We start from the raw sequence: 19,063 nt of genomic DNA, 5'->3' as shown, positions 1-19,063 counted from the left end.
TATTTTACCCAATAAGTAAATTAGTAAACTTTTTGTAAATTTTATAATTATTTTAGTTTAAAAATACATTTTTGTGATATAATTAAAAAAAGTTATATCGACATAAAGAAAAGCATTTTAAGGAATGGGAGAGTGAATTTTTTGGATCTTCGAAACAATAAAAAATCTCTTAGCAATTTGGTCTATAGAAATTTAAAGGAAAAAATTTTAAAAAATATATTACTTCCAGGTGATAAGTTAATAGAAATGGAAATTGCTTCTAATCTTGGTGTCAGCAGGACTCCAGTTAGAGAAGCGTTAAAAAAATTAGAGGAAGATGGCCTTGTAACAAGTTTTCCGAGAAAGTCTTTTATTGTTTCTAAAATTTCTGTGAAAGAGGCAAAAAATCTTTATATTGTCAGAAAGTCATTGGAACCTCTTGCAGTGGAACTTCTTGCGAGTAAGGGTTTTAATGAAAAAACTGAGTATTTTCAAAAGGTTAATGAGGATCTTAGAATTGCAATTGACAATGAAGATGATGAGCTAGCTCAAAAATTAATTATCGAGTGGAATATGGCACTTGTTAGTTCTCTCAACAATGAAGTTTTAATTGAAGTCATGAATATGATTAACAAGCGACTTTATAGATTTGGAAATTTCATATTTAAGGAAAATAAAAATTATAGAAAGCATTATGATAATTTACAAAAAATTTATAAACTAATAGAGGAAAAGAAGCCTGCTGAGGCGAAAAGGGCAAGTGAAAAAACTATTGAGAATTTATATTGCATGTTTGAAGAACAAGCAGATTACAAAATGTTTAGAAATTAAAAAAACACTTGACAATGTAAATTTTTTTATTTATAATTATTTCTGTTGCATCGGCAATGTAAAAATTCCATAGTTGAATTGTAAATTTTGCACCTTTAGCTCAGTTGGTAGAGCAACTGACTCTTAATCAGTGGGCCTACGGTTCGAGTCCGTAAAGGTGCACCACTTAGAAGTCTGTAAATTCAATGTTTACAGACTTTTTTTAAAGAAGAATTATATATTTTAGCAATTATTATATTATTTTTGTTTTTCATCATTTATAGTATTATAATAAAAGAGTTGGTGATTCAATGAAAAAAGATTTGATTGGCTTTTATGATAGTGGCGTAGGTGGTCTTTCTGTTTTAAAAGTTGCTTTAAATAAAATAAAAAATAAAAATTTTGTCTTTTTTGGCGATACCTTGAGAATGCCCTATGGTGCGAGAAAAGATGAGGAAATAAGAGAATACACGATTGAAGTTATGGGTTTCTTTGAAAATTTAGGCGTGGATCTTTCTATCATCGCTTGCAACACTGCTACAAGTTATGGACTTAAAGAGGCAAATTCTATTTATAATTATCCAATTATTGGTGTGGTTGAACCTGGAAGCGTGAATGCTATTGAAAGGACTAAGAACAAGAAGGTTGCTTTAGTGGCTACAAAGTCTTGTGTACAAAGTGGAATTTATGATAGGGTTTTAAAAAATATAGATCCATCTATTGAACTAAAGTCAGTCTACTGCCCAGATCTTACCCTTGCTATTGAAAGAGGGGAGTTGGAAGAGGATCATATAGATGAAATTGTTAAAAGTTATTTAAGGGAGTTTGGAGATTATGATTTTGATACTATGATCCTTGGCTGTACTCATTATCCCATTGTTGAAGATTCTTTTAATAGGATTTTTAAAAGGCAAGGCAGAGAGGTTTTTGTGGTGGACCCAGCTTACAAAACTGTTTTAGATGCTACTAATATTTTAAATATAGATAATGATAAGGAAGAAATTCAAAATAGGACTATTGATTTCTATATTACTGGTGATGTCGACAAGTTTCACTTCACAATGGATAAAATAGCAGATTTAAGTGATTTCGATGTTAGTTTTCATCATGTTAAAATTGAAGATTTAGAAAAGTATAAAAAATAGGCTTCCCTTTGTTAGGAAGCCCTTTTTTTGTTAAGGTCATAAATTATTTTTAATCCAACAATTCCAAGAGTCTGATCTTCTTCAAAGATATAAGTTTCATTTTTTAATAGACTGGCAAAGGAACCTGTGATTAAAAATTTTGTGTTTTCTTTTTTTAGGGAATAGTTGTTTACAATTTCGTCGACTATTCCAAGCACAGCCTTTTTATATCCAAAATAAATTCCTCTTTGGATGGCTTTTTCTGTGTTTTTGCCAATTATGTCTTGGGGTTGTTTTATTTCTACATGAGGTAGTTTTGCGCTGCCCTTAACTAGTGATTCTTGAAGAAGATTTATACCTGGGAGAATTAGTCCGCCGAGAAATTCTTTTTTTGAATTGATATAGTCGATCGTAGTAACTGATGAGGCAGAAATAATTATAATATTTTCTTTATACTTATTAGTAGCAGCCACTGCTTTTATAATTCTGTCTGTGCCAACTTCTCTTGGACTTTCACATTTTATATTTAAGCCAGTTTTTACTCCGGCAGAAATAACTATTGGACTTTTGCCAAGTAGGTCCATGGAAATATTTTCGTAGTTTGAGTTGAGTTCAGGAACTACTGTCGAAAGAATCATGTCCTTTATATCAGATAATTCAATTTTTTTGTCCATTAATATAAGTTTAATAGTTAGTTTAATTTCTTCAGCAGATCTATTTTTGTCAGTCATTATGGAAAATTTCGTAACAAGTTTATCTTCATCGAATATGCCAAAGTCAGTATTTTTATTATCTATATCAATTGCAAGTAACATATTAACCCCTTCTTGATTTTAATGCTTTTATAACTGCTGTAGTGATTATAACAGATAGAATTGCTTCAGGTATTCCTGATGTTACAGATACTCCAAGTATTGCTGATTTTGCACTTTCCATTGGAATGTTTAGTGCTTCTACATATTTTTTTGCATAGATTAAATAAATTCCGCCAAGCACTAAAATTGTGTTAGTCATTGAACCTACAAAGGCTCCTATGGCGATAGGAAAGTCTTTTTCGCTTGACTTAAAGGAATAGATTAAAAATCCTAGACATAATACAAGTAGTATTATTACAAAAGTAATGTTAAGAGTTGTTCCACCAGTTTTAATATTTTTATAAAGTAGATATGCCAAGAATAGGGTAACAAGTCCCCACAAAACTTTTGTAAGAGTTCTCAAATTTTTGTCTTCAAGTTTTTTCATTGCAGTGTAACTGTAATAAGAAGTTATCCCAATTAAAACTCTAGGTACAACTGAGATGAGTGGATTGTAGAAGACAAAGGCAACGGGACTGGCATTTCTTAAAATTGCATTTAATAGTGAAGAAACTCCAAAGATAAGTCCAACAAGTGCACCAACAACAGGTCCTTCTGCGATAGCTGCAATAATTACTGGTATGTGCATAGTCGTTGCGTTGATAACGCCAAGGGGAATTAGTCCAAGTGGTGTCATACTAAGCACAACAGTTATTGCACCGAGCATAGCAGCTATTACTAGCTTTCTGTTACGTTCAATACTTTTATTCATTTTTACCTCCAGATAGGGTTCAAAAAGATACCCTTCACGCATCATTTGATGCTATTATAACTTACAAGCCCGCCTGCATCCTTTGTAGAATAAATTGCATTTGCAATAGATCTTGAAATAGTTTTTGCAGCAAGTATGCCAACTAAATTTATATCTGCTTCGATTTCACCATTAGAAAGTGTAAAAATAGTATCTCCATCGTTCATTGTATGCACTGGATTTATGCTCCTTGCATAGCCGTCATGAGCCATTTGTGAGATCTTATTACAATTTGCTTTAGTGAGTTTTGCATTTGTTGCAATTACAGATATTGTTGTATTGGCTGGGCTAAATAGATTATAGTCTTTAAATTTGCTTTCGTAAAGGGTATTTGTGTCTAAAAATTTTTTATTTTCTTTGTCGTAAACTCCTCCAATTCTTTTTCCCACTTCATAGTCAAAAATATCTCCCAAGGCATTTAGTGCGACTATGGAGGATACGACAAGCTCGCCAACTTTTACAGAGGATTGACCTATGCCCGATTTCATTGCAAAATCATTGCCTAAGATTTTTCCAACGCTTGCACCACAACCTGCACCAAAGTTGCCCATTGTTTTATCTTTATCCCTTGCCTTTTTTGCTGCAATATAACCCATATTAAAGTCAGGGCGGACTTTTGCATCACCTATTGCAAGATCAAATAAAACTGCACCGGGAACTATGGGCACGACACCTACTCCAACATCAAAGCCACAATTTTTTTCTTCTAAAAATTTCATAATACCGCCGCCAACATCAAGTCCGTAGGCAGAGCCACCAGTTAAAAAAACTGCGTGAACTTGTTGCACTAAATTTTCTGCACGCAAAAGATCAGTTTCACGAGTGCCTGGCCCAGCGCCACGAACATCTACTCCTGCAGTAAAACCATCTTCACACAAGACCACGCTTGTGCCAGTAAGAGCATGAGAATCTTCTGCGTGACCAAGTTTTATTCCCTTGACATCAGTTAAAAATCCATCGTACATATTTTTCCTCCTAAAAATTATAAATATTATAAAATATTTTAACATAGAAATGAAGTTATAAAAATTAATGATTTTATTTATATGAGTTCTCTTCTTAGTTTAATAATAATTAATTTTTTATTTGAAAAATAAACTTTAATATATTAAAATTATAATTAGATAAAAAATTTTTATTATATCTTACTTATGTGGGTACGAGCACATGTAAATGGAAATAGAATATGGACTGAAACAAGAGGAGGACTCTAAGTTGTTTATTTTCTACATACCAATTATTCTTTTAATATTAAAAATAATTGTAATAGTGTTAATAATAATTTTTTTAGTAAAAAAAATACGTGAAAAATGATATTCTAAGTAAAAATTATAATAAGAAATATATAAAACCGAAAAGTGTTGGTCTTTTGCCAACACTTTTTTAAAGTACATAATCTAATTTCTTCTCTTTTCATTTACAGACTTTACTTTATCTTTAAAGGTATAATTTTTATCACGTCTGTCGTCAATTTTAATAACAGAGTAAACTCTATTTGCTCCAGCTTCAAAAACTGATTCTTGCATTCTTCTTATAACATCATAAAGAACTGATAGATCGCTATGAGATATAACTGTTCCCATTGGGTTAAGTTCATAAGTAAGCCCTTTAATTTCACCAATTGAATCAAGGGCATTTGCAATGTACTTACTAACAGATGTGGTATTTGTTCCTATAGGTACAAGGGTTAATTCTGCTACTGCCATTTTTTCCTCCTAATCTACTATTCTGGGCAAATTCCAATTTTTCTTCACGGCTAAAAGTCTAAATATTAAAACTGTGAAAAAACAAATTATCATTGAAATTTGATAACTTAAAAAATGCCTTGCTATTAAAAAAACTGTGGCACCTAATATGCAGGCACCGGCATAAATTTGTTCACGAAAGATAAAGGGAATAGTCCCTGCTAATACATCGCGAATCATTCCGCCACCAACGCCAGTTATTGATCCTACAAAAATCAAAAGAAATTTTTGATGGTGGCCAAGGGAGATTGCCGTAGCCATTCCCGTTATGGTAAAGGAGGCAAGTCCAATGGTATCTGTAATAATCATAAATTTATTCATTATTTTAATCCAGTTTTTGTTTTTAAATCCAGATTTTTGTAAATAAAAAATAAAAACTAAAATTGAAAATAAGGTGGATATAATAGCGTTAGTGGAGTTTTGAAACATCTTTGGCGGCGTTATTCCAAGGACAAGGTCACGAATAAATCCACCTCCAAGTGCCGTAACAAGTCCCAAAACGATTACACCAAGAATGTCCATTTTCTTTTTGCATCCAAGTATGGCGCCTGAAATTGCAAAGGCAATTGTGCCAATGATGTCGAAAAACACATTAAATTCTAAATAATTTCCATTCATGAAATTATTATATCAAAGTTTATTTTTATAGGGCATAAATTTCAATAAATTAAAAATTTTTTTTAATCTTTGTTATAATAATACTATTGGAGGAATTATGAGCGTATTAATAAAAAATATTTCCTATTTAGATCTAGAAGAGGAAAAAATAGTAGATAATGCAGATGTTTTTATTGAAGGCAATAAAATAAAAAAAATCGGCGAAAATCTAAATTTAGATTCAGATGAAATAATTAATGGCGAGGATAAACTTTTGACACCTGGATTTGTCAATGCACACACTCATCTCGGCATGAGCTATTTTAGAAATTATGCCGACGACTTGGCGCTGATGGACTGGCTTGAAAATAAAATTTGGCCCATTGAAGCAAAATTAAATAGAGAAGACATCTATTGGTCGTCAATGCTTTCTATTATAGAAAATATAAAGTCAGGGGTTACAACTTTTTGTGACATGTATTATGAAATGGATAGAGTTGGAGATGCGGCAATTGAATCTGGAATTCGTGGAGTTTTAACTCGTGGAATGACAGATGTGGATGGCAAGGGCGAAGAAAAGTTAAAGGAATTTGACGACCTTTACAAAAACTATCAAAATAAATGTGGCGGTAGAATAAAAGTCGTGCCTGCACCTCACGCAATATACACTTGTTCTACAGAATTTTTAAAAGAAATTGCAAAAAGAGCAAGGGAAAATTACGACAGTTTAATTCACATTCACTTGTCGGAAACAATAACTGAAGTAGAAAATTCAAAAAAAGAATACGGCATGACGCCAATTGAATATGTAAACACGCTGGGACTTTTGGACAGTCAAGTAATTGCAGCCCACTGTGTGCACATAACCGATGAAGAAATAGAAATTGTAAAAAATAAAAAATTTTACCCAGTTTACAATCCATCATCAAATTTAAAACTTGCAAGTGGATTTACGCCAGTGGATAAGATGCTAAAAAATAATATGAAATTGGCAATGGGAACTGATGGTGATTCATCAAATAATAATCAAGACTTTGTAGAAGAAATGCACCTTGGTGGGATTGTAAATAAAGCTGTTACCATGAAGGAAAAAGCTGTTCCAGCAATTGAAATTTTAAAAATGGCAACTGTAAATGGTGCAAAAGCCCTTGGCTTTGAAAAACTTGGGCTAGTAAAGGAAGATTACATCGCCGATTTGACGATTTTTGATTTAGAATCAAATTCCTTTACACCTAAAAACAATTTAATTTCAGCGCTTGTCTACTCAGCAAATTCATATGATGTTGAGTCAGTAATTTGTGACGGAAAATTTATTATGAAAGATAGAAAGCTTGTAAATGTAGATGAAAAAAAGGTTAGAGAAATTGTAAATAAGAGATGGGAAGATATAAAAAGCAGATAAATTATGGAAGAAAAAGATAAGGTAAAAAATTTTTTTAAAATTATTTTAAAGCTTTTGATTCTGATTGTGATGATTGCCATCTTCACTGGTGGCATTATGCTTGCCCTGTCATTATTTTTTTATAGACAGACCTACTTTAACAGCGACTATAAGAATGCAAACCTAGTAATGTTAATGGGAACTACGGGTCAGTTGTTTGCAGCAATATTATTTGTGAGATTTATTTTAAAGAAGAGGCTTGATTACATCTTTTTCAAAAGAGATAAGCTTGCAAAAAACATTGCTCTTGGCTTATTTTTTGGATTTTTGCAAATTTCCATCTATGTATTAGTAGATTTAGGAAGGGGAGTCCTTGGCTACCAAGGCATGAATCTGGGAAATCTTAACTTGTTTTTCTTAGCCTACTTCATAGCCTTTTTCATCCAATCAACATCAGAAGAAGTTTTGGTGAGAGGTCTTTTAACAAGAGCCTTATTTGATAAATTTGGAAAGAAAATTGCAATAATTTTGCCATCAATTTTCTTTGGACTTTTGCATCTTGGCAATGAGGGCGTGACAGTTTTATCTACCTTAAATACAATATTAGTGGGAATATTTTTTGCAAAACTATTATTTTACACAGACAATATCATGGTGACCTCTGGAGCCCACGCAGGCTGGAACTTTTCCATGGCAATGATTTACGGCTTAAATGTAAGTGGCTTTAGTGGCTTTGACAGCCTACTTAATTTTAAAATTTTAAGTTATAACTTGTACGACAAAACCTATGGGCCAGAGGGCAGCATAGTAGTAACTTTTATTGAAATCATAAGCATTTTTATTATATTTTATTTAGAAAAAAGAAAGGGAGTTAAAAATGGATGAGAAAAAAATAGTTTATTCTGGAATTCAACCTTCTGGTTCTCTAACAATTGGAAATTATATTGGAGCACTTAAAAACTTTATCGAGCTTCAAGATGAATACAATTGTTTATACTGTATAGTTGATATGCACGCAATAACTGTGGCACAAGAGCCAAAGGAACTTAGGAAAAATACCCTAGATGTTCTTGCACTTTATCTTGCAGCAGGGCTTGATCCTAAGAAGAGCATAATTTACATTCAATCTCATGTGCCAGCTCATGCTGAACTTGGTTGGGTATTAAACACAATGACAGGGCTTGGACAACTTCAAAGGATGACACAATTTAAGGACAAGGCAAAAAAATATACTGATGTGCAAGCAGGTCTTTTGAATTATCCTGTGCTTATGGCTGCAGATATTTTATTATACCAAGCATCTTATGTGCCAGTGGGAGAAGATCAAAGGCAACATATTGAGATTACGAGAGATTTGGCACAAAGATTTAACTCAAGATATTCTGAAACTTTTACTATTCCAGAAATTTTGACGCCAAAAGTTGGTGCTAGAATTATGTCCCTTAAAGATCCCTCATCAAAAATGTCTAAGTCAGATTCAAATAAGGACGCCTTTATTTTAATTTTAGATTCAGAAGAGAACACTAGAAAGAAAATAAAAAGAGCAGTTACAGATTCCTCTGGCGAATTTAGATATTCTGACGAGCAAGCTGGACTAAAGAACCTCATCAACATTCACGCTTCCTTCTCCGGCATGAGTCCAGAAGAAATTGTCAAGAAATACGAAAATCTTGGTTACGGAGAATTTAAGGAAGACTTGGGGGAAGTTGTAGTTGAAGGACTAAGACCACTTAGAGAGAGATTTAAAGAAATTAGAGATGACAAGGCTTATCTTGAATCTGTCTACAAGGAAGGAGCAGAAAAGGCATCCTACCTTGCCAACAAAACTCTAAGAAAAGTTTATAAAAAGGTTGGCTTTATCCCTAGATAATCGAATTTTTATTGATTTCAAAGGATTTTTGTGGTATCTTTTATATTAATTGGGAGGTGCTCAATGAAGAAGAAAATTATAATCTTATTGGGAGTCCTTATTGTGGGAGGAATTTTTGCCTATCCACAGATTCGAAACAAAATGCTAGAAGCAGAATTTAAGAGGCAAAACCCTGGAGTAGAAATTATTGGCAGGGCAGATGGACCGACAGCTATTTTTACCACAAAGAATAAAAAGACAGACAAAGATAAAGATGGAGAAAAAGATAATAATCAAAAAGCAGACCAAGCAAGTGCTATAGGAATAATTGGTGGAGCTGACGATTCTAAGGTCTTATATCCAAAGGTGGATCCAGATACTGAACTTACCTTCCAAGCTTCTGATTTTTTAAGGGTCAAGGATTTTATTTTTGAATCTTCATCAGTAAAAAGTGACCTTGAAAAAAATTATGACAATGCAGCAAGAGCTTTTGGCTTTGGAAGTGAATCCAAAGAACCAGAAGAGGCTGACAAGATAGAAGATGCGACAATTATTGGAGCAGTCATAAACTCAAAGGGGTTTAGTGGTGACAAATTAGTCTTAGATATTAACACCTATTCCAATGTTAAAAGTTTAATGAAATCTACTTACATTTTAGGATTTGAAGATGAAAATGGAAAAGAAATCAAAGAACTAAAGGTGAGAATAAATTCTTCAGAGCCAGAAGATCATCAAAATGTAAGAGAGGAAATTGGTGGGATTGATAAGTACGAAAAGGTAATCATATTTTTCAAGCAAGTAGAAGTTGTAGAAGACAATGATTGTACAAGTTACCTCACTCCTATACAAAATTTGATAATAGAAAACAAGCAATAAAAAAGAGGATTGTAAAAATTTATATTTAGAGAGAGACCATTTGCTGGAAGGTCTTTATAAACTTTACGATTGTAGCTTTTTTGCTTCTTTGGTGAATTTAGTAGCCAGAGACGACTTATCTCGTTAAAGATTTTAAAGTGTTTATTGAAAAATAAAAATTAAGGTGGTACCGCGTCTTTCGTCCTTATGGATGGAGGACGCTTTTTTATTTTTAAAATATAAATAATAAATAAAAATAATTTAGGAGGAAAGATGAAAGAGTTAAATAAAACTTATGATCCAAAGGATTTTGAAGAAAAGATCTACGATTATTGGATGGAAAATAATTATTTTAGGGCAGAGGTAGACGAGAATAAAAAACCTTATTCAATAGTAATGCCACCTCCAAATGTAACGGGAAATCTTCACATGGGTCATGCGCTAAACAATACAATTCAAGATGTTTTAATTAGAACAAAGAGAATGCAAGGCTATTCTACACTTTGGATTCCGGGAACTGACCACGCGTCTATTTCCACAGAAGCAAAAGTTGTAGAAAAATTAAGGTCTGAAGGAATTAATAAGGAAGATATTGGTAGAGAAAAATTTTTGGAGCGTGCATGGGAATGGACTCGTGAATACGGCGGAAATATTGTAAATCAACTCAAGAAGTTGGGAATTTCTTGCGACTGGTCGAGACAAAGTTTTACGCTTGATGACAATTTATCTCATGCAGTGGAAGAAGTTTTTATTGAACTTTACGAAAAGGGACTTATTTATCGAGGAAATAGAATTATAAACTGGTGCCCATCTTGTGAAACTTCAATTTCCGATGCGGAAGTGGAGCATATTGAAACAGATTCAAATATTTGGTATTTCAAATATCCTTTTGCAAATAGAGAAGGTGGAATTGAAATTGCAACTACAAGACCGGAGACAATACCGGGAGATCTTGCCATTGCAGTAAATCCTAAGGACGAAAGATACACTGACTTAATTGGTGAATATGTAATGATTCCAGTAATGGAAAATAAAAAGATTCCAATTATCGCCGATGAATATGTTGAAATGGACTTTGGTTCTGGTGCAGTAAAAATCACTCCATCTCACGATCCCAACGACTTTGAAGTTGGAGCTCGCCATGATCTTGGTCAATTAGTCATTATGGATGGCAAGGGTTATCTAAATGAAAATGCAGGTGCTTATGCAGGCATGGAGAGATATGAAGCGAGAGAGAAAATAATTGAAGATTTTGAAAAACTTGGCTTCTACATTGGCAAGAAACATCATCACAATGCGGTTGGTCATTGTGAAAGATGTAAAACTGTAATAGAGCCGCTTATATCAAAGCAATGGTTTGTAAAAATGGAACCACTTGCAAAGCCAGCTCTTGAAGAGTATAGAAAGGGAAATTTAAATATTATTCCTGAAAGATTTGGAAAAATTTATGAGAATTGGCTAGAAAATATTCGTGACTGGAATATTTCAAGGCAACTTTGGTGGGGACACAGACTTCCAGTTTGGTATTCTGATTCTGACGATGAAATTGTAATTTCTAGAGAAGATCCATCAAATACTAAGGGACATGAAAACAAAACTTACACGCAAGATCAAGACACATTGGATACATGGTTTTCATCTGCACTATGGCCTTTCTCGACTATGGGTTGGCCAGAGGACACTCCTGAATACAATTATTTTTATCCAACAAATGTACTTGTAACGGGTTACGACATAATTTTCTTCTGGGTAATTAGAATGGTATTCTCTGCACTTGAACAAACGGGAAAACTTCCCTTTAAAGATGTTCTTTTAAATGGGCTCGTAAGAGATTCTCAAGGAAGAAAAATGTCAAAATCTCTTGGCAATGGAATTGATCCTCTTGACATTATAAGAGATTATGGTGCAGATGCTTTAAGATTTACACTTGTAACTGGAAATACTCCAGGTAATGACATGAGGTTCTATACAAAAAGAGTTGAGGCAAATAGAAACTTTGCCAATAAATTGTGGAATGCTACAAGATTTTTGATGATGAATATGTCTGATGAAATTGAGGATTCAAAATTTGATCTAGAAAAACTTCGCTATGAAGACAAGTGGATAATTTCAAAATTACAAAAGGTTATAAGAAAAATTACTGATAAAATAGAAAAATACGAAATTGGACTTGCTGCAAGTGATATTTATGACTTTATTTGGTCTGACTTCTGTGACTGGTATATTGAAATTGTAAAGCCAGTTTTATATTCTGAGGATGTTTGTGAAAAAACTAATACAGTAAAGGTTTTATTATATGTACTAGAAAATATTTTGAAACTTCTTCATCCCTTTATGCCATATATTACAGAAGAAATTTGGCAGGCACTTCCTAATAGAGAGGATGCTTTAATTGTTTCTAGATGGCCAGAGTACAATGAAAAATTTGTATTTGAAGAGGAAGAGGCAGCAACGGAATATATTGAAAATGCAATTAGGGAAATTAGAAATGCAAGAAGTGAAATGAATATCGAAAATTCAAAGAAATCTAATACCATTGTCTACACAAAGGACGATGAAGTGAAAAAAATCTTTGAGGAAATGAAGGGAATTTTACTAAATCTTGGCTATTCAAATTCTGTTGAGATAACTGATGATGAAGGAAGAAAAAATTCAGAAAATATCGCCATTGTTTTAGATAAAGCAGAAATACAACTTCCACTAAAGGAACTTGTGGATTTTGAAAAAGAATTAAAGAGGCTTCAAAAGGATAAAAAAGAAGCAGAGGCTGAATTAAAAAGAGCAAAGGGCAAGCTTTCAAATGAAGGATTTGTTTCAAAAGCTCCAGAAAAATTAATTGAAGAAGAAAAAGAAAAAGTTACAAAGTACGAAGAAATATTAAAGACAGTGGAAGCACAAATTGCAAAGGTAGAAAAAAATCTATGACATATCTTGAAGTTGTAAAGAATATTGAGCATAGAATTGGCAAATTTAAGTCTAAGGGCAATGTTAGAATAAAAAAGTTCTTAGAAAAAAATGACTCGCCCCATAAGAATTTAAAAGTAATTCACGTTGCAGGTACAAATGGCAAGGGATCTACAGTTAATTTTATAAAGGACATCTTAAAGGAAGATTATAAAATTGGCTCTTTTGTTTCGCCTCATTTGATAAGCTATTGCGACAGAATAAAAATTGGCGACGAGGAAATTTCACGAGAAGATTTTGCAGAAATTGGAGAATTTATAATTGATAGAGAGCCAGAAATAATCGATGAGTATGGCGAGTTAAACCTATTTGAATTCTTGACAATTATGGCAATAATTTATTTTGAAAGAGAAAAGGTTGATGTAGCAGTTTTGGAAGTTGGCATGGGAGGTCGTGCCGACTCCACAAATATTTTTACAAGTCGTGAAAAATTAATTTCCATAATCACATCAATTTCCATGGACCATATGGAATACCTTGGCAACAGCATAGAGGAAATTGCAAAGGCAAAGGCAGGAATAATTACAGAAAAGGGGCTTGTAGTAACTACAAATAAAGACGAAAGAATCCTCAGCGTGATAGATAAGGAAGCAAAAGAAAGGTCAGCAGAAATTTATTACACAAAGGATTTAGAGAGTGAGATTTTAAAATCTGATTTAAAAGGAATAGATTTCAAGGTAAAATTAGATAATTGGGAAGACTTTTCCCTCACACAAATTGGCGATTACCAAGTTGAAAATGCCCTTGGAGCAATTTATGCCCTCTACCTTTTAAATAAAAGGGGAATTTTAAAAATTTCCACAGAAAAAATTAGGGAGAGAATAAAATCTTCAAGATGGAAGGGAAGAATGGAAATTGTATCAAAAGACCCACTAATTATTTTAGACGGTGCGCATAACTTTGACGGAATAAGAAAGCTAGTAGAAGCAATTGACAATTTTAAATTCAAAAAACTTTTTCTCATAATGTCAATTTTATCTGACAAGGAGCATAAAAAAATGCTTGAGGAAATTTCAAATTTTACAGATGAAGTTATTTTTGTGAATTTAGATTACAAAAGGGGAACAAATCCAGAGGAACTTAAAAAAGAGGCATTGAATTATGGACTAAAAGCAGAAACAATGAAAGTGGAAGATGCAATAAATTATTACAAAGAAAAATATGAAGAGGGCGATTTAATTTTAATAACAGGATCTCTTTACTTTGTAAGCGAGGCAAGAGCAAAAATTTTAAATTATGAATATAGTATTTAGAAAATTTGTAAGAAATTTGAAATAAAGTTGTATAAATGATTTTATATAATGATTATGGTGATGATATGAAAAAGATTAGAACTGTAATCATTATTTTTTTAATAATTTTTTTGCTAGGGGATTTGTTCATCTAAAAGAAAACAATTCAAATGAAGTTAATTTAGAGAAAGATGAGAATTTTGAAAGGTATTATGACCTTTCTAGTAACATTGAAGTGATAAAAGACAAGGCAAAGGACAATAAAGATTATGAATATATCTATGAAAATATAGATAAATTGCCAGATGATTTAGTCAAGCTTGCATCAAAAAGAGAAGAGGCACAGAGTTTTATTATTGGGTATTTAAAAGACGATAAGAGCCTTGCAAAGAAAAGCGAGGAATTTGGTGTCGATAATCCTGTAAAATTTTATCTTCAATATGATGAACGTTGGGGATATTATAAATATGCAGGCGGAATAATCGGCACAAGAGGTTGTATGCCAACTACTCTATCAATGGTTCTAAGTGGATGTGGGATAGATAAAAGCCCAAAAGAAATTGCAAAGTATGCTGAGGAAAATGGATATGTGGATAGTGGCATGAGCTCCTGGAGTCTTGTTTGTGATTATCTTAAGGATCAAGGTGTAAATGTATATGGAATTATGAAAAGTGAAATATTAAAGGAACTTGAAAAGGGAAATTATGTAATTTTGTCTCTAGGACCAGGATATTTTACAGATAAGGGGCATATACTCTTGGCATGTGGGTTAGATGATGCAGGTAGGATGATTTTAAATGATCCAAATTCAGTTTATAATTCAATAAATAAATGGAATTATGAAAAAATAAAAAAGCAGATAAAAGGAGCATGGGCTGTTAGCAAAGAATAAAACAATGGATATAATTTTATTTGCTAATTATTGGAAAACTAATTATAGGTATGCAATAAGCAGATAACAAGGATTGAGAACATAGAATTTTTCAAACAAAGGCACATATGATATTGAAACTTACTGAAAACAGCATAAAAAAAGCCGTGAATTCAAAGAGAATCCATGGCTTTTTTGCAAAATATTAAAATTATTTTGTTTCTTTAACTTCTTCTTTTGTTTCTTTAACTTCTTCTTTTGTTTCTTTAGTGTCTTTTTTGCTTTCTTCAGCTTTTTCTTCTACTTTTTTATCTGCTTTAAAGCCAAGTTTTGCTACTGCGTCTTTAAGATTAGAAAGTTCATTTTCAAATTGTTCTTTAGTAGCTTTATCGTCATCAAGAAGTGATTTTCCAGCTGCAATTGCATTTTCGTAATTAGTAATTACATCTTCTTTTGCATTTTTGTATGCTTCAGATTCACGAACAGTCTTTTCTTGAGCTATTTCTTTTTTAATAGCTTCCTTTGTTTCTTCAAGTGTAAGAGCAGCTTTTTCTTCTTTTTCTGAAACTAGTAGAACAGTGTTATTTGTTTTGTCAAAGTCAACACCAAATCCAAGAGCTTCACCAAGATCTCTCAATTTGTAATAATTGCTATCATCAATTTTGTAAGCAGTAGCAGTAAGAGCTTTATCTCCAACTAAAACTTTATCATTAGTAAGCATACCCTTAGATTCAGCTTTAACTTCTTTTTGATCAGATTCAGTAACTTTGTAGTCGCCGCCTTTAGTTAAAGTAACAACATCATCTTTGTATTCAACGCCAAATTTTGCTTTAGTGTCTTTTAATACGCTAGCTAAATCTCTTAATTTGAAGTAATTGTAACCCTCAATATTGTATCCGTAGATAACAACATCTTTACCGTCAAGTTTAACTTTTTGTGTAGTAGCTTTAACGTCAACAGTTTTAGTTTCTTCTACTTTTTTATCTGCTTTAAGACCAAGTTGTTTAACTGCATCTTTAAGATTGAAAAGCTCGTTTTCAAATTGTTCTTTAGTAGCTTTGTCGTCATCAAGAAGTGATTTTCCAGCTGCAATTGCATTTTCGTAATTAGTAATTACATCATCTTTTGCATTTTTGTATGCTTCAGATTCACGAACAGTCTTTTCTTGAGCTATTTCTTTTTTAATAGCTTCCTTTGTTTCTTCAAGTGTAAGAGCAACTTTTTCTTCTTTAACTTCAGCCTTAGCTTCAGTCGTAGCTTCTTTAGCATCTTTTACAATTTTTTCTGCCTTAGTAGGTTCTTTAACTTCAGCCTTAGCTTCAGTAGTTGCAAAAACAGGGCTTGCTGTAGATAGAAGCATAACTCCTGCTAAAGATAGTGATATAATTTTCTTATTCATTTTTATTCCTCCTAAAAATATAAGTTAAATTTATTATACAAGAAATCTATTGGAAATCAATTACAATTCAATTACAATCTGTTAAATCTAGATTTATTTTTATATTCTTAATAAGTTTGTAATATTAATTATTGGTAAAACATTAGTAAAATATAAGTTTTATCGACAATTTCACTTATCTAGATTAAATTTACCAATGAATTTGATATATAATTTTTAATAATAGTGCTTAAATTTTCTGCAATTGACTTAAAAGACAAGTCTTTATAAATTACGTTTATAGTTGCATAATTCCCCTCTATTTCTATAAATTCACAACAAGAAGTTGAGTTTATCATTTTAATAGATGAACCATAAATAAAAGTTACGCCCTTGTTTGCCCTTACAAAACTGACAGAATCCATAATGCTTGATGTTAGCTTAATTTTTTGTGGATAAAAATTAGTAAATTTAAAAATATCTTCAACAGATTTTCGCAAATTTTTTTGAGGTTTTAACAGGAAAAAAGTTTCATTAGAATAATCTTCTAGTTTATCCTTGCCTTTGTAGTAAATTGCCTTTGGTATCATGAGGTAGATCTTGTCATTTAGTGAATAAATGGAACTTAGCTTGCTATTATTTATATTTCTATTAGTTATAAATAAATCAATTTCATTTTTTATTAGTGCATCTTCAAAGGAAGTAGAATCATATTTTGTAAGGCTTAATTCTAAATTTGGATAGAGCTGCGTTAACTTTGGAAGGATATTTGGAATAATATATTGAGACATAAAAGTTAGTGCACCTATGCGAAGATAAGAATCTTTTAAATTATTTGATTCTTTGATTTTTTCCTTCATTTCTTTTTCAAGGTCTTCAAACTTTTCTATGTATTCAAATAAAATTTTACCTTCCTTAGTTAAATAAAGGGGGGATCTTGATCTTTCAAAAACTTTAAAGCCAAGTTCATCTTCGATTTGTTTTAGTGACCTGCTTAAATTAGGTTGAGCAGTGTATAATATTTCAGAGGCTTTGCTTATGTTATTGTATTTTTCAATAGTTTTTAAAATATTAATTTTTTTATTATCTAGCATTATATCACCATGGATATTATATCATAAATTATATAATAACTATAGCATATTATGTATTTGCTGTATTAAAGCAAGGCGTGATAATATCAATTTAAGGATAATGAAAATGTTTACTTATTATTTTCATATCTAGCTGTAATTGGTTTTATATTTTATTATTAATGAGGTGTTTTATGGAAAAAGTAAAGAAAAAGAAAGTTCCCCACACATTGGTAATTCTTTTAGTAATTATACTGTGTGCAGTTGCATTAACTTGGATTATTCCAGCTGGTGCTTATGAAAGGGTGGAAAATGCTCAAGGTGTAAAAGTAATCGATCCCGAAACTTTTCACTACATAGAAAAAAGTCCAGTAAATCCTTTGAAGATTTTTAATATTGGATTAGATGGATTTAAAAAAGCTGCAACTTTGATATATTTAATATTATTTTCAGGAGCGTCTTTTAACATCATTACAAGAAGTGGAGCATTACAATCTCTTATAGGGGTAGTATCAAAGAAGACTGAAAGCAAAGAATATCTATTTATTCCAATCTTAACTTTTATATTTGGACTTATATGTACGACTCAAGGTGTTAATACTTTTATAGGATTTGCTCCAATAATGGTCATGATTTCCTTGGCAATGGGATTTGATTCAATTGTGGGAGCTTCAATAATTTTACTTGGAGGAGCAGTTGGATTTTCAACGGGTACATTAAATGTAAACACGACAATAGTTGCACAAGAAATTGCAGGGCTTCCGCCTTATTCAGGATTAAGTTACAGAGCATTTTGTTTTCTAGTTTTTTATATAGTAACAAATTTGTATTTAGTAAAATATGCCCTAAAAGTTAAAAAGAGTCCAGAACTAAGTCCTATGTATGAAATAGACAAAATAAGAATCAAAGACACTGATTCTCATGACGAATTTAATTCTCCAATGAATGGAAGAAAGTGGCTAGTTATTTTAACTTTATTTGCTGCATTAGGAGTCATAGTTTATGGCGGAGTAAAATTAGAGTGGAAGTTAGAAGAAACGGCAGTAGTATTTATTTGGCTATCTATTATCGCAGGACTTGTGGCAGGATTTAATCCATCACAAATAGCAAAATACTTTGTTGAAGGTGCTAAAAAAATGGTGGGAGCTGCTCTTATAATCGGGCTTGCAAGAACAGTTTCAGGAGTTCTTGATGCAGGCAATATTATGGATACAAGTATCCACGCAATGACAGGTTGGCTTAACTTTTTCCCACAACTATTAAAGGGACCTGTTATGTTTATTGTAAATATAATAGTAAATATGTTTATAACATCAGGTAGTGGACAAGCAGCAGCAATTATGCCAATATTTGCACCACTTGCAGACACAATTGGAATTACAAGACAAGCGGCAGTTTTAGCTTTCAACTTTGGCGATGGATTCTGTAATTATATCCTTCCAACATCAACGGCTTTAATGGGAATTTTAGGTGCAACAGATATTCCATACGACAAGTGGATGATATTTATGGGCAAATTATTTGGAATTTGGGTTTTAGTAGGATCGATATTGATGATTGGAGCTCAAGTCATTCATTTAGGACCTATGTAAAGGAGAAA

General features: G+C 32.1%; 17 protein-coding genes, 1 tRNA gene and 1 other annotated feature. Of the genes, 11 read left to right on the top strand and 7 right to left on the bottom strand.

Annotation, left to right across the window (positions count from 1 at the left end):
• Nucleotides 1-132: 132 nt before the first annotated feature.
• From BIV18_RS04000 to murI, 3 genes are all read left to right on the top strand, one after another.
• Nucleotides 133-810 carry a GntR family transcriptional regulator gene (locus BIV18_RS04000; protein WP_235860779.1) on the top strand — a complete coding sequence of 226 codons (678 nt, stop codon included), beginning with the start codon at nucleotides 133-135 and terminating at the stop codon, nucleotides 808-810.
• An 89-nt stretch (nucleotides 811-899) separates the two neighbouring features.
• Nucleotides 900-975: transfer RNA gene (locus tag BIV18_RS03995), tRNA-Lys, on the top strand.
• A gap of 125 nt (nucleotides 976-1,100) precedes the next feature.
• Nucleotides 1,101-1,934, top strand: a complete 834-nt coding sequence (murI, locus tag BIV18_RS03990; protein ID WP_075659393.1) for a glutamate racemase — start codon at nucleotides 1,101-1,103, stop codon at nucleotides 1,932-1,934.
• Between the two features lie 11 nt (nucleotides 1,935-1,945).
• Here the strand turns inward: murI and BIV18_RS03985 are convergent, their stop codons facing one another.
• The 5 genes from BIV18_RS03985 to BIV18_RS03965 all read right to left on the bottom strand — a co-directional run bounded on the left by BIV18_RS03985 (nucleotide 1,946) and on the right by BIV18_RS03965 (nucleotide 5,881).
• Nucleotides 1,946-2,728: a type III pantothenate kinase gene (locus BIV18_RS03985; RefSeq protein WP_075659392.1), complete on the bottom strand. Its 783-nt coding sequence runs from the start codon at nucleotides 2,726-2,728 to the stop codon at nucleotides 1,946-1,948.
• 1 nt (nucleotide 2,729) lies between these two features.
• Nucleotides 2,730-3,479 carry an ECF transporter S component gene (locus BIV18_RS03980; protein ID WP_075659391.1) on the bottom strand — a complete coding sequence of 250 codons (750 nt, stop codon included), beginning with the start codon at nucleotides 3,477-3,479 and terminating at the stop codon, nucleotides 2,730-2,732.
• Nucleotides 3,480-3,520: 41 nt separating this feature from the next.
• Nucleotides 3,521-4,483, bottom strand: coding sequence for a P1 family peptidase (locus BIV18_RS03975; protein ID WP_075659390.1), 963 nt, complete (start codon nucleotides 4,481-4,483; stop codon nucleotides 3,521-3,523).
• A 432-nt stretch (nucleotides 4,484-4,915) separates the two neighbouring features.
• The gene (locus tag BIV18_RS03970; protein ID WP_075659389.1) at nucleotides 4,916-5,224 is read right to left on the bottom strand and encodes an MTH1187 family thiamine-binding protein; all 309 of its coding nucleotides are present in this window, start codon (nucleotides 5,222-5,224) and stop codon (nucleotides 4,916-4,918) included.
• Nucleotides 5,225-5,233: 9 nt separating this feature from the next.
• Nucleotides 5,234-5,881 (bottom strand): trimeric intracellular cation channel family protein, encoded by a 648-nt coding sequence (locus BIV18_RS03965; protein ID WP_075659388.1) that lies wholly within the window; start codon nucleotides 5,879-5,881, stop codon nucleotides 5,234-5,236.
• Between the two features lie 97 nt (nucleotides 5,882-5,978).
• Between BIV18_RS03965 and BIV18_RS03960 the strand changes: the two genes are divergently transcribed.
• The 7 genes from BIV18_RS03960 to BIV18_RS03930 all read left to right on the top strand — a co-directional run bounded on the left by BIV18_RS03960 (nucleotide 5,979) and on the right by BIV18_RS03930 (nucleotide 15,033).
• Nucleotides 5,979-7,262 (top strand): amidohydrolase, encoded by a 1,284-nt coding sequence (locus tag BIV18_RS03960; RefSeq protein WP_075659387.1) that lies wholly within the window; start codon nucleotides 5,979-5,981, stop codon nucleotides 7,260-7,262.
• A gap of 3 nt (nucleotides 7,263-7,265) precedes the next feature.
• Nucleotides 7,266-8,126 (top strand): CPBP family intramembrane glutamic endopeptidase, encoded by an 861-nt coding sequence (locus tag BIV18_RS03955; protein ID WP_075659386.1) that lies wholly within the window; start codon nucleotides 7,266-7,268, stop codon nucleotides 8,124-8,126.
• Nucleotides 8,119-9,111, top strand: a complete 993-nt coding sequence (trpS, locus tag BIV18_RS03950) for a tryptophan--tRNA ligase (RefSeq protein ID WP_075659385.1) — start codon at nucleotides 8,119-8,121, stop codon at nucleotides 9,109-9,111. Before BIV18_RS03955 ends, trpS begins: the two co-directional genes overlap by 8 nt.
• Nucleotides 9,112-9,174: 63 nt before the next feature.
• Entirely contained in the window at nucleotides 9,175-9,966 is a 792-nt protein-coding gene (locus BIV18_RS03945; protein WP_075659384.1) for a hypothetical protein, read from the top strand.
• Nucleotides 9,954-10,155, top strand: a binding site (T-box leader). Its footprint overlaps the gene before it by 13 nt.
• A 63-nt stretch (nucleotides 10,156-10,218) precedes the next feature.
• Entirely contained in the window at nucleotides 10,219-12,870 is a 2,652-nt protein-coding gene (locus BIV18_RS03940; RefSeq protein ID WP_075659383.1) for a valine--tRNA ligase, read from the top strand.
• Nucleotides 12,867-14,162, top strand: a complete 1,296-nt coding sequence (locus BIV18_RS03935; protein ID WP_075659382.1) for a bifunctional folylpolyglutamate synthase/dihydrofolate synthase — start codon at nucleotides 12,867-12,869, stop codon at nucleotides 14,160-14,162. Before BIV18_RS03940 ends, BIV18_RS03935 begins: the two co-directional genes overlap by 4 nt.
• A gap of 214 nt (nucleotides 14,163-14,376) precedes the next feature.
• The gene (locus BIV18_RS03930; protein WP_075659381.1) at nucleotides 14,377-15,033 is read left to right on the top strand and encodes a C39 family peptidase; all 657 of its coding nucleotides are present in this window, start codon (nucleotides 14,377-14,379) and stop codon (nucleotides 15,031-15,033) included.
• A gap of 190 nt (nucleotides 15,034-15,223) precedes the next feature.
• Here the strand turns inward: BIV18_RS03930 and BIV18_RS03925 are convergent, their stop codons facing one another.
• Together BIV18_RS03925 and BIV18_RS03920 are read right to left on the bottom strand one after the other, a co-directional pair.
• Nucleotides 15,224-16,411, bottom strand: a complete 1,188-nt coding sequence (locus BIV18_RS03925) for an FIVAR domain-containing protein (protein WP_075659380.1) — start codon at nucleotides 16,409-16,411, stop codon at nucleotides 15,224-15,226.
• 179 nt (nucleotides 16,412-16,590) lie between these two features.
• Nucleotides 16,591-17,484: a LysR family transcriptional regulator gene (locus BIV18_RS03920; protein WP_075659379.1), complete on the bottom strand. Its 894-nt coding sequence runs from the start codon at nucleotides 17,482-17,484 to the stop codon at nucleotides 16,591-16,593.
• 173 nt (nucleotides 17,485-17,657) lie between these two features.
• Between BIV18_RS03920 and BIV18_RS03915 the strand changes: the two genes are divergently transcribed.
• On the top strand, nucleotides 17,658-19,055 hold the full coding sequence (locus tag BIV18_RS03915; RefSeq protein WP_144015197.1) for a YfcC family protein: 1,398 nt from the start codon (nucleotides 17,658-17,660) through the stop codon (nucleotides 19,053-19,055).
• The last annotated feature ends 8 nt before the right edge of the window (nucleotides 19,056-19,063 follow it).

The sequence above is a fragment of the Peptoniphilus grossensis genome (assembly GCF_001940285.1).
Lineage (GTDB): Bacteria > Bacillota > Clostridia > Tissierellales > Peptoniphilaceae > Peptoniphilus_A > Peptoniphilus_A faecalis.
The sequence above is the reverse complement of the archived record's forward strand: the minus strand, read 5'-3'. Positions and strand labels throughout refer to the sequence as shown.